Below are 14,204 nucleotides of genomic sequence, written 5' to 3'. Positions count from 1 at the left end.
CCCCGCCGGGGTCACCGCAGGCCCCCGAGTCCTCGACCCGGGGGCCTGCAGCCGTTCATGGCCGCAGCGATTACAGTTACTGCCCCTATGGCCAGGGCATTCACACACGACGCAGGTTCCACCGGAACACCCCCCTTGCTTCGTGTGTACCTTTTCGGCGGTTTCAAGGTAGAACGCGACGGCGGTGCGCCTCTCGCCGGCAAATGGCCCCGCCCCAGCGCCCGCGCCCTCGTGAAACTCCTCGCCGTCTCCCCCGGCCACAGCCTCCACCGCGAGCAGGCCATGGAGATCTGCTGGCCGGACTCCGACGCCCAGGCCGCACTCGGCAGTCTGCGGGTCGCCCTGCACGCCGCCCGCCGCGCCATCGAGCCGGAGCTGGCCCCCCGCGCCTCGTCGTCCTACCTGACCGGCGAAGGCACCCTGCTGCGACTCGACCCGCACACCGTGGTGATCGACGCCGATCAGGCCGAGAACCTCGCCGAACAGGCCCTGGCCGGGGGTTCGACGGAGGCGCTGACCGCCGCACTCGCCGCGTTCACCGGAGAGCTGCTGCCCGAGGACCGGTACGCGCCCTGGGCCGAGGCCCGGCGCGAGGAGCTCTCCGCGATGTGCGACCGGGTACGGCTGGCGCTTGCCGAGGCCCATCTCGCGGACGGCGAGACCGAACTGGCCACCGAGGTGGCGCTGCGTGCCGTGGCCGCCACGCCGGCCGAGGAGCGCGCCCACCGGGTACTGATCGACGCCTATCTGCGCCAGGGCCTTCGCCGGCAGGCCGTGCGCCAGTACCACCTGTGCCGGGAGGCGCTCGACGCGGAGCTCGGCGTACGGCCGGGCCCGGCGACCGAGCGGCTGCACCTGCTGGCGCTGGACGTGTCCACGGCCGTACTTCCCGCCGCCTCCGCCCCGGTTCTCCCGGCCGCGATACGTACCCCGCCCGGCCCGCCGCTGCGGGGCCGGGCCGACGAACTCGGTGTGCTGCTGGCCGCCGACGGGCCCCCGGTGCGGCTGGTCGGCGGCGAGGCCGGGGTGGGCAAGACGCGGCTGACGGCGGAGGCCGCCCGGCGGGCGGCCGAGGCCGGGACGACCGTGCTGTGGGGCGCGGGCCACGACGCCGAGGGGCACACCCCGTACGGTGTCTTCGTCGAGGCGCTCGACGCCTGGCTCGCCGACCGGCCGCCCACCGAGCGGGCCCGGATCGGCGGGGAGTACCCCGAGCTCGCCTCACTGCTGCCCACGTTGGGGCAGACCGGGACCGGCACGGAACGCAGTCCGGAGGAGCAGCGGGACCGGCTGTTCCGTGCGACGGCCGGGCTGCTGGGCGATCTGGCGGCGACCGGCCCGGTGCTCCTCGTTCTCGACGATCTGCACGCCGCCGACACGGGCTCCTTCCAGCTGCTGAGCCATCTGGCCCGGCGGGCGTCGGCCACCGGAGCCGCGTGGCGGTTCGTCGTCACGTACCGCGCGGAGGAGTTCGGCGGGGCGGACCCGCGGAACACCGCGCTGGAAGCGCTGTCCCGTCAGGGGCTCGCCCGCTCGCTGGCGCTGGGGCGGCTGGGGCGCGAGGAGTGCCTGGCCGTCGCGGAGGACGCGGGCGCCAGGACCGGACTGGACCGCGTCTGGGAGCTCTCGCTCGGCAATCCGCTGTTCGCCCTGGAGCTGGCCCGCTCCGCCCAGGACGGCGCGGACACCGCCGGGCTGACCGCCCCGGAGGGCGTCCGCCAGCTGGTCACCGCTCGCCTGGCACGGCTCGGGCCCGCGGCACGCCGGGTCGTCGAGGCGATCTCCGTGGCAGGCGGCGGAGCCGCGCTGAGCGAGATCCTGGATGTGGCGGAGCACGGACTGCATCCACCGCTCTCGTCCGCCGAGGCGACCGACGCGGTGGACGCGGCGGTCGCCGCCTCGGTGGTGGCGGAGCAGCCGGTGGTGGTCGGCGGCCGGCCGCTGCCCGGCCTCGCCTTCCGTCACCCCCTGGTGAGACTGACCTGCTACGACGGGCTGTCCGCCGCGCGCCGCCGGCAGCTGCACTCGGCGTACGCGGAGGCGGTGCTGAGGCGGCGTCCCGATGCCGTCGACACCCTGGCCTCGCATCTGGCCCGGGCCGACGACCCGCGGGCCACCCGGTACCTGCGGCAGGCCGCCGAACGCGCCGCGGCCCTCTGCGCCAACGACACAGCCGACCGTTACTACGCCGAACTGACCGCCCGGCTCGACGCGCTGGCCGCCGATGCGGCACAGGCCAGGATCGACCGGGGAGCGGTCCTGCGGCGGATGGCCCGGTACCACGAGGCGGCCACCGTACTGCGTGAGGCGCTGGCGGACATGGTCCGGCGCGGCGACGAGGACGGCCAGGTGCTGGCCGCGGCGCGGCTGACCGAGGTGCTGGCGAAGCATCGCGGCACCGACGAGGGCGAGGAGCTGCTGCGTACGTATCCCCCGGGCCCTCGCACCCCGCCGCCCACCGCCGCGACGCACCATCTGGCGGCGGCGGTCGTACGGTTCGTGGGCGGCCGGTACGAGTCCGCGCACGCCTCCGCACGCAGGGCTCAGGAGGCGGCCGAGGCCGTGCGGGGAAGCGAACGCCGCGGGCTGCTGGCCAGGTCCCTGGGGTGCCAGGCGACCGCACTGGGCCTCGCGGGCCGGTTCGCACAGGCCCGCGTCGCGGCAGATCTGGCGCTGCCGCACGCCGAGGCGTACGGGGATCAGGAGCTGTTGGCCACCATCCTCTCCGTGCTGCGGGAGCACGCGCGCCGCTCCGGCCTGCTCGGCGAAGCGGTATCCATCGGCAGGCAGGCACTGAGCGTGGCCGAGCACACCGGCGATCCGACGGCGGTGGCGTTCGAGCGCGCCAATCTGGCCGAACTGCATCTGATGCTGCGCGAGTTCGCCGAGGCGCGGGAGCACGCCGAGGCGGCCGTCCGGGACGGGGAACCGCGTCCCGCCTGGTGCACCCCGTACGCCCTGGCCGCCCTGGCCCGGGTCCGGATCAGAACCGGCGAGCCCGGCGCCGCGGAACTGCTGGCGAGGGCCGGGCGTACCGCCGAGGCCCAGCGTGACCGTCAGGCCGTGCACGAGGTGCGCACCGCGGAGGCCGAACGGCTGGTGCGGGACGGCCGCCCGCAGGAGGCCCTCACGCTGCTGGCCGACGACGGCGCCCCCTCAGCGGCCCCTCTGCTCGCCTGGGCGGAACTGCTGTCGGGTCATCCGGAGCGGGCGGCGCAGCGGGCGGCGGCGGAGACGGTGCGTGCGGAACGGGGCGGCGAGCGGCTGTCGGAGACCGAGGCCCGTACGGTGCACGCGGCCGCGCTCGCGGCACTGGGCCGGAGCCGTCAGGCGCGGGAGCAGTTCGACCGGGCGGCAGCGCTGGCGTCCGAACTGCCTTACCCGGCCGGCGTGTTCGTGGTGGAGCAGGCCCGCGGGACGGACTGGACGACCGGCTGACCCGACGGTGGTCAGCCGAGCTCCGCGGGCTCGGTCCCGGGACGCTCGAACTGGGTGCGGTACAGCTCCTCGTACCGGCCGCGGGCCGCGAGCAGCTCCTCGTGGCTGCCCCGCTCCACGATCAGGCCGTCCTCCACGACGAGGATGAGGTCCGCCGCCCGGACGGTGGAGAGCCGGTGGGCGATCACCACCGCGGTGCGTCCTTCGAGCGCCTCGACGAGGGCCTCCTGGACGGCCGCTTCCGAGGTGTTGTCCAGATGGGCGGTGGCCTCGTCGAGGATGACGACGCGCTGGCGGGCCAGCAGCAGCCGGGCGATGGTCAGCCGCTGGCGTTCGCCGCCGGAGAGCCGGTAGCCGCGTTCGCCGACGACGGTGTCGAGTCCGTCGGGAAGCGAGGCGACCAGGCCGTCCAGGCGCGAGCGGCGCAGGGCGTCCCAGAGCTCTTCCTCGCCGGCTCCGGGGCGGGCGAGGAGGAGGTTGGCCCGGACCGACTCGTGGAAGAGGTGACCGTCCTGGGTGACCATGCCGAGCGTGTCGCGCAGGGTGTCCGCGGACAGGTCGCGTACGTCGATGCCTCCGATGCGTACGGATCCCTCGTCCGTGTCGTACAGCCGGGGCAGCAGCTGCGCGATGGTCGACTTGCCCGCGCCGGACGATCCGACGATGGCCACGGTCCGGCCGGGTTCGGCACGGAACGAGACGCCGCGCAGCACCTCGGTGCCGCCCCGGGTGTCCAGCGTGGCGACGTCCTCCAGCGAGGCCAGGGAGACCTTGTCGGCGGACGGGTAGCCGAAGCGCACCGCGTCGAACTCCACGGAGACCGGGCCGTCCGGGACGGTCCGCGCATCGGGCTTCTCCTCGATGAGCGGCTTGAGGTCGAGGACCTCGAAGACGCGCTCGAAGCTGACGAGTGCGCTCATCACCTCGACGCGCGCCCCGGCGAGCGCGGTGAGCGGTGCGTACAGCCGGGTCAGCAGCAGGGCGAGGGAGACGACGGCGCCCGCGTCCAGCTGCCCGCGCAGGGTGTAGAACCCACCGAGTCCGTAGACCAGGGCGAGCGCCAGTGCCGAGACGAGGGTGAGCGCCGTGATGAACGCGGACTGGGCCATGGCCGTACGGACCCCGATGTCACGCACCCTGCCCGCCCTGGCGGCGAATTCGGCGGACTCGTCCGCGGGCCGGCCGAACAGCTTGATGAGGGTCGCGCCGGGCGCGGAGAAGCGCTCGGTCATCCGGGTCCCCATCGCCGCGTTGTGTGCTGCGGCTTCGCGCTGGAGCCTGGCCATCCGTGTACCCATCCGGCGGGCGGGCAGCACGAACACCGGCAGCAGCACCAGGGCGAGTGCGGTGATCTGCCAGGAGATGCTCAGCATGACGCCGAGGGTGAGCAGCAGCGTGACGACGTTGCTGACCACGCCGGACAGGGTGTTGCTGAAGGCGCGCTGGGCGCCGATGACGTCGTTGTTGAGGCGGCTGACGAGGGCGCCGGTACGGGTGCGGGTGAAGAACGCGATCGGCATGCGCTGCACATGGTCGAAGACGGTCGTCCGCAGATCGAGGATGAGACCTTCGCCGAGGTTGGCCGAGAGCCAGCGGCCGACCAGCCCCAGCCCCGCCTCGGCGACGGCGATCACGGCGATGAGCACGGCCAGCCGCGTGACGGTCCCCGGCTCCCCGCCGGTGACGATCGCGTTCACGACGTGGCCGGCGAGGACCGGGGTGGCCACCGCGAGCAGCGCCGTCGCGACGCTGAGCAGCAGGAACAGCGCGACCCTGCGCCGGTGCGGCCGGGCGAACGCGGCGATGCGCCGCAAGGTGTTTCGGTCGAAGGGGCGTCGGTCCTGCTGCGCGTTCATGACGTTGTGGAGCTGCGTCCACGCGGTGGCTTCCATGCTCATGGGAGGAACGTAGGACCTCGACCCGGCTTGAGGTCAATGACCGGCCCGGCCGCTGCGGACTCAGACGTCGAGTCCGGGGATCTCCCTCGGCAGGGGACAGATCCGGCGCCCGTAGTGGTCGAAGACGTACAGGTGCGCGAGATCGACCAGGAGCGGGACCTGTCCGCCGGTGCGCAGCCGCATGTCGGGACCGGTGCGGACGACGAGGTCGCTGGCCGTGATCACGGGGCGGTCGGGGCTGCGGGTGGCGGGCGACCAGGCGTCCGGACCCGGTTCGTCCAGCGTGACGACGGGACCGCTGATGTGCCCGGTGGCGCGTTCCTTCAGCCGTTCCAGTACGCCGACTCCGCCGCCGGCCGCCCGCCGGCGGCGTGGAACGGAACGGTCGGGGCGGGCCGATTCGAGGTCGGGCACCACAGCGGGGCGCGACCCGGTGTTGAGGTGGACCAGCGCCTCGTGGCCCTGGTACTCGACATGTTCGACGATGCCGCTCAACGGGACCTCGCCGGAACGTGCCTGGCTGGGCGGGGCGATCCTGACCGCCTCGGAGCGCAGCCCGACGATGATCTGGCGGCCCTGCTGGATGCGGAGCAACTGGTGGTCGGGGCTGAGCGGTTCGGGCAGCGGCAGCCGTTGCCGGCCGAGGTCGATCGACATGCGCCCTTCGAGGGGCGCGTGGACGACGGCCTGGAGGAGATTGATCCGCGGGGTGCCGATGAACGCGGCGACGAAGACGTTCTCCGGCAGGGCGTAGACCTCGCGCGGCGGGCTCACCTGCTGCAGCACTCCGCCACGCATCACCGCGACCCGGTGGCCGAGCGACATCGCCTCCGCCTGATCATGCGTCACATAGACGGTGGTCACCCCCAACTCTGCTGTGAGTTGGGAGATTTCGGCCCGCAGATGGTTGCGCAGTTTGGCGTCGAGATTGGAGAGCGGCTCGTCCATCAGGAAGGCGGACGGCTTGCGCGAGATGGCGCGGCCCATGGCGACCCGCTGGCGCTCGCCGCCGGAGAGCTGACGGGGGTAGCGGTCGAGGACGTTCTCGATGCCCAGCATCCTGGCTGTGCTCTCGATGCGCTCGTTGTTGTCCTGGCGCGGGTTCTCCAGCTTCAGCGGAAAACCGATATTGGCCCGGTTGGTCATGGTCGGGTACAGCGCGAAGTTCTGGAAGACCATGGCCATGCCCCGGTCGTGCGGCGACATGTCGTTGGCCCATTCGCCGTCGAGGAGCAGATCGCCCTCGCTGATCTCCTCCAGCCCGGCGATCATGCGGAGCACGGTCGATTTGCCGCACCCGGAAGGACCGAGCAGGACGAGGAACTCGCCCGGTTCGATGGAGAGCGAGAAACGGTCCACGGCGCGGCCGGACCGTCCGTATGCCTTGCTGACGTTGTGCAGGGAGATGGCGCGAGTCATGTGGGTTCCGCCCGGGAGAATGAGAGGTGGAGCGGTGGGGAGCGGCTGCAGTGGGGCTGAAATTAACCCACCGCCCGGGGTGCTGGGAATGACTCGCGCAAAGGTTGGGCACTACCGGTGCGGCCGGGCCCGAAGTGTCAGGTGTGGTTCCGGTTAGCCGGGGGCCGCGCGGTCCTCGGCGCGGGCAGAACCGGGCTCGAACCGGCTGTGGAGGCGGCTCCGCCGCCTCCCCTGATGCCCAGTCCGGCCGCCGCCAGCAGAAGCGCGCCCAGCATCACGAACGGCGCCGCGGTGCCCGCCACTCCGGCGACCAGGCCCGCGGACGCGGGGGCCGCGACCTGGCCGAGGCGGTTACCGGTCAGCCGGAGGGCGAGTGCGGTGGACCGGGCCTCCGGCGGCGCGGCCCGGACCACGGTCGTCATCGACAGCGGCTGCCCGACCCCGAGGCAGAAGCCGAGCACGGCGAGCATCGCGGCCAGTGCCGGGACGGGCACCGGAGCGGCGATGCCCGCGCAGAGCACCCCGGCCAGCAGGCACGTCGCGGTGAGCAGTGCCGTGCGGCCGAGGAGGCGGAGCATCGGCGTCATCACCAGACGGCAGGCGATGGTGGCGGCGGCGCGCAGACTGAGCAGCAGGCCGATGGTGGCGGGGGCGATGGAGCGGTGCTCGCCGACCACGGGCAGGTACGCGGTGAGGATGTCGGTCGCGGAGAGCACGGCGAGGCTGATGAAGATGCCGGCCGGGACGCCCCGGGTGCGGAGTATGCGGCCGACGGGCGCCTTCGCGGAGGGGGCCGGGGCACGGGTGCCCGGCGCGGCACGGTGTTCGATGCGCCGGAGCGAGACGAAGGAGGCGGCGGCGACGCCGGCCGCGACGACGAGGGCGAGCGCGCTCGTACGGGCCATGGCGCCGTCGTGCTCGGAGATCACGTACCCCGCGGCGATCGGTCCGCCGAGCTGGCCGAGGGAGGCGCCGATGGTGAAGTGGCCGAAGTTGCGGTCCTGTTCGGCGGGGGCCGACTGGCGGGCCACGATCGACTGGGCGCCGATCACGAAGCAGAGGTGGCCCAGTCCCATCACACCGCTCCAGGCCGCCATCGCCGGAAGGGAGCCCGCCGTGCCGCTGAGGGCGCAGCCGCCCGCGATCAGGACGACGCCGAGGGGCAGGAGGGGCGCGCACCGGCCGTGGTCGGTGCGGCGTCCGAGGGGGACGGCGGCGAAGAGCGGGAGGAGCGCGTACACCCCGGTGATCACGCCGATGGCACGCTCGTCGGCACCGAGCGAAAGGGCCCGGTAGGAGACGGCGGGCCGCGCCATCGACACCGCCCCCTGCGCGAAGGCGAAGGCGATGACGAGGCGCAGCAGCCAGTTCCGGCCGGGTTCTTCCGTGGGGTCCATGGATCAGATGATCCCGAACAGGAGTCCGGCGCCGAGTACCACCAGCGAGGTGAGCGCGGCCCATTTGACGGTGAACCTGGTGTGGTCGCCGAACTCGACCTTCGCCATGCCGACGAGGACGTAGACGGCGGGAACGAGCGGGGACGACATGTGGAGCGGCTGGCCGATCAGGGAGGCGCGGGCGATCTCCAGGGGGGAGACGCCGTGTGCGGCTCCGGCTTCGGCGAGCACGGGAACGACTCCGAAGTAGAACCCGTCGTTGGACATGAAGTACGTGAGCGGGATGCTCAGGATGCCGGTGACGAGCGCCATGTGCGGGCCCATGCCGTCCGGAATCGCGCCGACGAGCCAGTCCGCCATGTGCTCGACCATGCCGGTGCCGGAGAGCACGCCGGTGAAGACGGCGGCGGCGAAGACCATGCCGGAGACGTTGAGCACGTTGTCGGCGTGGGCCGCGATGCGGGCACGCTGGTCGGGCATGTGCGGGAAGTTGACGGTGAGGGCGAGGGCGGCGCCGAGCAGGAAGAGCACCGGGATCGGCATCAGTTCCATGATCATCGCGGCGAGCAGGGCAACGGTGAGCCCGGCGTTGAACCAGTAGAGCCCGGGCCGCAGGGTCGCCCGGTGCGGGTCGAGCCCCTTGAAGCCCTCGTCGCCGTCGTCGCCTCCGTGCGCCGCCGGGTGCTCGGCGTCGGTGCCGGCTCCGCCCGAGACCCCGCGGGTGCGGTCGGGGGTGCGGTCGGCTCCGGCGCCCGCACCGGCCAGGACCGTCTCGGGCTCCCGGGCGAGGGCCTCGTCGAGGGTGAGCAGGCCGAGCCGTTTGCGCTCACGCCGGCCGAGGACGACCGCGAGGGCGACGACCGCGAGCAGTCCGGCGCCGAGCGCGGGGATCATCGGGACGAAGATGTCCGCAGCGTCGAGCTTCAGCGCGGTGGCGGCGCGGGCGGTGGGGCCGCCCCAGGGCAGGGTGTTCATGACCCCGTTGGCCGTGGCGGCGACACCGGTCATCACGACCAGGCTCATCTTGAGGCGCTTGTAGAGCGGGTACATCGCCGAGACGGTGATCATGAAGGTGGTGGAGCCGTCGCCGTCCAGCGAGACGATCGCGGCGAGCACCGCCGTACCGACGACGATCCGCATCGGATCGGCCTTGCAGAAGCGCAGGATGCCCCGGACGACCGGATCGAAGAGCCCGACGTCGATCATCACGCCGAAGTAGACGATGGCGAACATCAGCATCGCCGCGGTCGGGGCGAGGTTCCCCACGCCGTCGATCACGTAGTCGCCGAGCTTGGCGCCCTTCCCGACGGCTACACAGAAGAGTGCGGGAATCAGAACCAGCGCCGCGATCGGCGACATCTTCTTCATCATGATCAGGACCAGAAAGGTCGCAATCATGGCGAAGCCGAGGATTGTCAGCATGTGGGGTACCTATCGTTCACCTTTGAACTCCCACCGGAATCGGCGGTCCGGATGACGTTAGGGCGCGCCCCACGGTGTTAACAAGACGTTGACATGCGAGCAATACGAGCAAAACCCCAGGTCAATGGCGTGCCGCCGCGAGGGGGTGCCGTCTGCGCGATGCCGCACGCGCCGCGCCGGGCTCAGTCCAGGATCCCGGCCAGGTACGCGCGGAGCAGGACGCGGGTCTCGGTGACGATGGCGGGGTCACCCGCCGGATCCGTGCGGAAGGCGAGCTGAAGAAGCGCGTCGGCGGCCTCGACGCAGACCAGGACGGTCCGGAGCAGATCCTCGTCGGGGGCGCGGCCCAGGTGGCCGGAGAGCAGCCGGGCCAGCCGGGCCGCGACGCGGTGGTTGGCGTCGGCCGCCGGATCCTCCGCGGGGTCCGGCGCCCCGAAGTCGACGAGGGCGAACCCGGGGACGGAACGCTTCATCGACAGGTACTCGTCGAGCACCGCGTCGATGGCGCTGCGCCAGTCGTCGGCCGGGATGACGGCCAGACGGGCGGTGACGAGCTCCGCGTAGCTGTCCAGGTTGCGCCGGGCGAGGGCGTCGGCCATCGCGCGCTTGTTGGAGAAGAACCGGTAGACCGATCCGATCGGGACCTCCGCGCGGGCGGCGACGGCCCGGGTGGAGAGCTGCTCGTAGCCGGTCTCGTCGAGGAGTTCGGCGCAGGCGTCGAGTATCCGGGCGAGCCGTTCGGCGCTGCGCTGCTGTACGGGGGCGCGACGGAGGTTCGTATGGGCATGGGGCACGGGCTCCATGATGCCGTGGGCCTCCTCTGCGGAAGGGGCGGGCGCACCGGCCCGCCGGGCGGGTGAGCGCCGCGGCCGGCGGAAGGCGGCGGACCGGCCGGACCACCAGAGGTCATCGGATCCCCAACATACGCGCGGGAGTAGAGCAGTATTCATCTTTCGCCCCCCCGGTGCGCGGGGCGGACCGGAGCGTCCGGGCACGATCGCCGCCGGCCCTCCGGCGCGCCGCCGCTGCACCGTTGACGCGCCGCACTCTGATTCCTACGGTTACCCATAGGATTCCTTCGGCACCGGGAGCGCGGCATGGACGGCACCAGCGGCATCGAACAGGCGAGGAAGACGGCGGAAGGCCTCGCGCACTCCGCCGGCTTCGGTAATCAGCACAGTTCGGAAGCGGTGCCGGGGGCGCTGCCGCACGGCCGCAACTCCCCGCAGCGATCACCCCTGGGGCTCTACGCCGAGCAGCTGAGCGGCTCGGCCTTCACCGAACCGCGCGCCCACAACCGCCGTTCCTGGCTGTACCGGATCCGTCCCTCGGCCATCCACCCGCCGTTCGTGCGGATCGACAACGGAGCGGTGCGCACCGCTCCGTTCACCGAGTCCGTGCCGGATCCGAACCGGCTGCGCTGGGACCCGCTCCCCGAGCCCGCCGCCGGTACGGACTTCCTGGCGGGCCTGTGGACCCTCGGCGGCAACGGTGACGCCGCTCAGCGCACCGGAATGGCGGTGCACCTCTACCACGCCGACACGTCGATGACGGACCGGGTGTTCAGCGACTCCGACGGCGAACTGCTGATCGTCCCGGAGCGCGGCGGTCTGCTGCTCCGTACCGAACTGGGCCTGCTGCGCGCCGAACCCGGCCACATCGCACTGATCCCACGCGGCGTCCGCTTCCGGGTGGAACTCCTCGACGGATCCGCGCGCGGCTACGTCTGCGAGAACTACGGGCAGCCGTTCACCCTCCCCGACCTCGGGCCGATCGGCGCCAACGGCCTCGCCAACGCACGGGACTTCCTCGCCCCCGTCGCCGCGTACGAGGACGCGGACCGCCCGGTCCAGGTGGTCAACAAGTTCTGCGGCAACCTCTGGTCCGCGACGTACGACCACTCGCCGCTCGATGTCGTCGCCTGGCACGGCAACCACACCCCGTACGTCTACGACCTGCGCCGCTTCAATGTGATCGGCTCGATCAGCTACGACCATCCCGACCCGTCGGTGTTCACCGTGCTGACCTCGCCCTCCGACACCCCCGGCCTGGCCGGTGTGGACTTCGTGGTGTTCGCGCCGCGCTGGCTGGTGGGCGAGGACACGTTCCGGCCGCCGTACTTCCACCGCAACGTGATGAGTGAGTACATGGGGCTGATCGAGGGCGCGTACGACGCGAAGACTGCCGGGAAGGGCGGCTTCGTACCGGGCGGCGGCTCACTCCACAACATGATGTCGGCACACGGTCCGGACCGGGAGACCTTCGACCGGGCGAGCGCGGCGGAGCTGAAGCCGCAGAAGATCGACGACGGCCTTGCCTTCATGTTCGAGACCCGCTGGCCGGTCACCGCGACCGGACAGGCGGCGACCGCCGGTCATCTGCAGCGCGGGTACGACGACGTGTGGCAGGGTCTCGAACGCAACTTCCGGCCGTAGGCGACGCCGCCACTTCCCGGCCCCCGATCGTCGCGTCCGCAGTGTCGCAGTACGGAGATTCCAGGTGACCCAGGTGCCTCAGCTGCCCAAGACACCCCAGACGGTGGCCTTCGCCCCCGATTCGCTGGTCCTGAACCGCAAACTGCCGCTGTGGTACCAGGTCTCGCAGTCGCTGCGTGCTTCCATACTCGGCCGCGCCCAGGACGCCTCGCTGCGGCTGCCGACCGAGGAGCAGCTCGCCGCGCACTACGGTGTCAGCGTCCTCACGATGCGGCAGGCGCTCAAGGAGCTGGAGACCGAGGGGCTGATCAGCAGGCACCGGCGGCGCGGCACGTTCATCGAGCCGCGCGCCCGGCGGGGGTCGCCGGTGCGACTGCTCGGCTCGGTCGATGCGATCGTCGCCCAGCAGTCGGGCGAGCGCACCACGGTCCTCGGCCACGGTCCGCTCGCGCTGCCGGGCGACCTCGCCGGGTACTTCCCGGACTGCACCGAGGTGACCGGCTACCGGCGGCTGCGCTGCGACGGTGACAGCGGGGAGCCCACCAACTGGGCGGAGAACGCCGTGCATCCCGAGGTCGCGGCCCGGCTCGACATCGCCGATCTCGAACGCTGGCCGATGACCAAGGTACTGCGCGACCGGATCGGCGTCCGGATCGCACGGATCACGGACACGGTCGAGGCGCGGCTCGCCGACCCGGCCACCGCCGAACTCCTCCGGGTCCCGCTGCTCAGCCCGATCCTCTTCTACACGGGGGTGACCTACGACGACAGCGGCCGGGTGGTGGACGTGGCGCAGATCCGGTACCGCGGGGACCGGTTCTCGTTCTCGGTGACGGTCGAGGCGCACTGACCGCACCCCGCGCCATGCACCGGCGCCGTTACGATGCCTGGGGCGGCGGACGTGGCGACGGGGAGGACGACACGGTGGCAGCACGGGCGGGCGCCGGATCCGGCGCGGACGAGGACGTACCCCTGCTCGACGACCTCATGCCATGGTCCGTGCGACCGCTGCGCACCGGCCGTCCCTGGGTGACCGGGCCTGACGCCGGTTCCCTCAGGGCCCGTTGGGAGCGGCTGGTCCGCGCGGAGGGCGCCGAACGCGAACGGCTCTTCCGCCCCACCCGCTCCCGTACCCCGCGGACCCCGGCCGCGGCGCTGCCCGGACAGGCCGCCTCCACCGTGCGGTTCGCCCGGGAGACCGGGCCGTGCCCCGAGCCGGTACGGATCCTGCACGGACCGTTCGACGAGCAGTGGCTCATCCCCGACCACCGGCTGATCGACGCCGCCCGCCCGGAGCTGTGGCGGGTCGCCGACTCCCACCAGCTCTTCGCCGTCGAGCACGGGTACCTACCGCAGGACACCGGTCCGGCCGTGTCCGTGACGGCGCTGCTGCCGGACGGGCACTCCCCGGCGGGCCGTCCCGGCCGGATCCGGCCGCTGTATCGCAGGCCAGGCGGGCTCGAACCCAATCTGGCGCCCGGTCTGCTCACGCTGCTGCGGGCCCGGCACGGGGACGCGGTCACCGCGGAGTCCCTGCTGGCGTGGATCGCCACGGCCGCCCGCCACTCTCCCGCCGGATGCGCTGTGCCGCTGCCCGCCGACACCTCGCGCTGGTCGGCCGGGGTGGAGCTGGGCCGGGAGCTGCTCCGGGTCCAGCTGCGGGGCGCCGGCGGCAGGGAGCGTCCGCGGATGCCCGGCGGGCGCCGGCCCTACGTGCGGGCCGCCGTGCCGGCCGCACCGACCACACTGGAGTACGACGCCACGAGCGAGACGCTCGTGCTCGGTACGGGCCGCATCTCGCCGGTACCGCCGGGCGCCTGGGAGTTCCGGGTCGGCGGGGTGCGGATGCTGGAGCTCTGGTTCGGGCGACGCACGGCGGCCGCGGCGGAGCCGGAGGACGGTCTGGACGCCCTGCGCCCACCGGTCTGGCCCCAGGAGTGGACCTCGGAGCTGCTGGAGCTGGTCACCGTACTCGGCCTTCTCGCCGGACTCCGCCCCCGGCAGGAGGAGTTGGCCCAGGGACCGGAGATCGCACCGGAGGAGCTCCGTGCGGCAGGTGTCCTGCCGGTCCCGGCCGCGGCCAGGCGGCCGGCGTCCGTACTCGACCACCAGGAGGAGGGCCCGGACGGGCAGTTCGCGTTGCTGTGACGGCCTCCGTACAGGCGGCGGTCCGGCTCACCGCCCCGGGAGTGGGG

Annotated in this window: 9 protein-coding genes; 4 read left to right on the top strand and 5 right to left on the bottom strand. The window is 72.7% G+C overall.

Translation table 11 applies throughout. The annotated features are described in order from the left end of the window. Nucleotides 1–144: 144 nt before the first annotated feature. The gene (locus ACFVXE_RS07380; protein WP_389670121.1) at nt 145–3,438 is read left to right on the top strand and encodes an ATP-binding protein; all 3,294 of its coding nucleotides are present in this window, start codon (nt 145–147) and stop codon (nt 3,436–3,438) included. A gap of 11 nt (nt 3,439–3,449) precedes the next feature. On the opposite strand, the gene ACFVXE_RS07375 is transcribed toward ACFVXE_RS07380, so the two are convergent. The 5 genes from ACFVXE_RS07375 to ACFVXE_RS07355 form a co-directional block, all read right to left on the bottom strand. After that, on the bottom strand, nt 3,450–5,336 hold the full coding sequence (locus tag ACFVXE_RS07375; RefSeq protein ID WP_389670036.1) for an ABC transporter ATP-binding protein: 1,887 nt from the start codon (nt 5,334–5,336) through the stop codon (nt 3,450–3,452). A 60-nt stretch (nt 5,337–5,396) separates the two neighbouring features. Continuing rightward, nucleotides 5,397–6,755 (bottom strand): ABC transporter ATP-binding protein, encoded by a 1,359-nt coding sequence (locus ACFVXE_RS07370; protein ID WP_389670035.1) that lies wholly within the window; start codon nt 6,753–6,755, stop codon nt 5,397–5,399. 137 nt (nt 6,756–6,892) lie between these two features. Then, on the bottom strand, nt 6,893–8,152 hold the full coding sequence (locus ACFVXE_RS07365) for an MFS transporter (RefSeq protein ID WP_389670034.1): 1,260 nt from the start codon (nt 8,150–8,152) through the stop codon (nt 6,893–6,895). A 3-nt stretch (nt 8,153–8,155) separates the two neighbouring features. Beyond that, nucleotides 8,156–9,574, bottom strand: coding sequence for a CitMHS family transporter (locus tag ACFVXE_RS07360; protein WP_389670033.1), 1,419 nt, complete (start codon nt 9,572–9,574; stop codon nt 8,156–8,158). A 182-nt stretch (nt 9,575–9,756) separates the two neighbouring features. Further along, on the bottom strand, nt 9,757–10,377 hold the full coding sequence (locus ACFVXE_RS07355; protein WP_389670032.1) for a TetR family transcriptional regulator: 621 nt from the start codon (nt 10,375–10,377) through the stop codon (nt 9,757–9,759). A gap of 294 nt (nt 10,378–10,671) precedes the next feature. On the opposite strand from ACFVXE_RS07355, the gene hmgA reads away from it, so the two are divergent. From hmgA to ACFVXE_RS07340, 3 genes are all read left to right on the top strand, one after another. Continuing rightward, nucleotides 10,672–12,009, top strand: coding sequence for a homogentisate 1,2-dioxygenase (hmgA, locus tag ACFVXE_RS07350; RefSeq protein WP_389670031.1), 1,338 nt, complete (start codon nt 10,672–10,674; stop codon nt 12,007–12,009). A 64-nt stretch (nt 12,010–12,073) separates the two neighbouring features. After that, entirely contained in the window at nt 12,074–12,859 is a 786-nt protein-coding gene (locus tag ACFVXE_RS07345; protein ID WP_389670030.1) for a GntR family transcriptional regulator, read from the top strand. 74 nt (nt 12,860–12,933) lie between these two features. Next, nucleotides 12,934–14,157 (top strand): type ISP restriction/modification enzyme, encoded by a 1,224-nt coding sequence (locus tag ACFVXE_RS07340; protein WP_389670029.1) that lies wholly within the window; start codon nt 12,934–12,936, stop codon nt 14,155–14,157. The last annotated feature ends 47 nt before the right edge of the window (nt 14,158–14,204 follow it).

Origin of the sequence: Streptomyces sp. NPDC058231 (assembly GCF_042882275.1) — a bacterium.
In the GTDB taxonomy this organism is placed as follows: Bacteria; Actinomycetota; Actinomycetes; order Streptomycetales; family Streptomycetaceae; genus Streptomyces.
Note: the sequence above shows the minus strand (reverse complement) of the source record. Positions and strands in the feature narration are given on the sequence as shown.

Excerpts from the sequence above, each read along its gene's own strand:
- ACFVXE_RS07365 (WP_389670034.1), bottom strand. The coding sequence starts at position 8,152 with ATGGACCCCACGGAAGAACCCGGCCGGAACTGGCTGCTGCGCCTCGTC.
- ACFVXE_RS07355 (WP_389670032.1), bottom strand. The coding sequence starts at position 10,377 with ATGGAGCCCGTGCCCCATGCCCATACGAACCTCCGTCGCGCCCCCGTA.
- ACFVXE_RS07375 (WP_389670036.1), bottom strand. The coding sequence starts at position 5,336 with ATGAGCATGGAAGCCACCGCGTGGACGCAGCTCCACAACGTCATGAAC.
- hmgA (WP_389670031.1), top strand. The coding sequence starts at position 10,672 with ATGGACGGCACCAGCGGCATCGAACAGGCGAGGAAGACGGCGGAAGGC.
- ACFVXE_RS07370 (WP_389670035.1), bottom strand. The coding sequence starts at position 6,755 with ATGACTCGCGCCATCTCCCTGCACAACGTCAGCAAGGCATACGGACGG.
- ACFVXE_RS07360 (WP_389670033.1), bottom strand. The coding sequence starts at position 9,574 with ATGCTGACAATCCTCGGCTTCGCCATGATTGCGACCTTTCTGGTCCTG.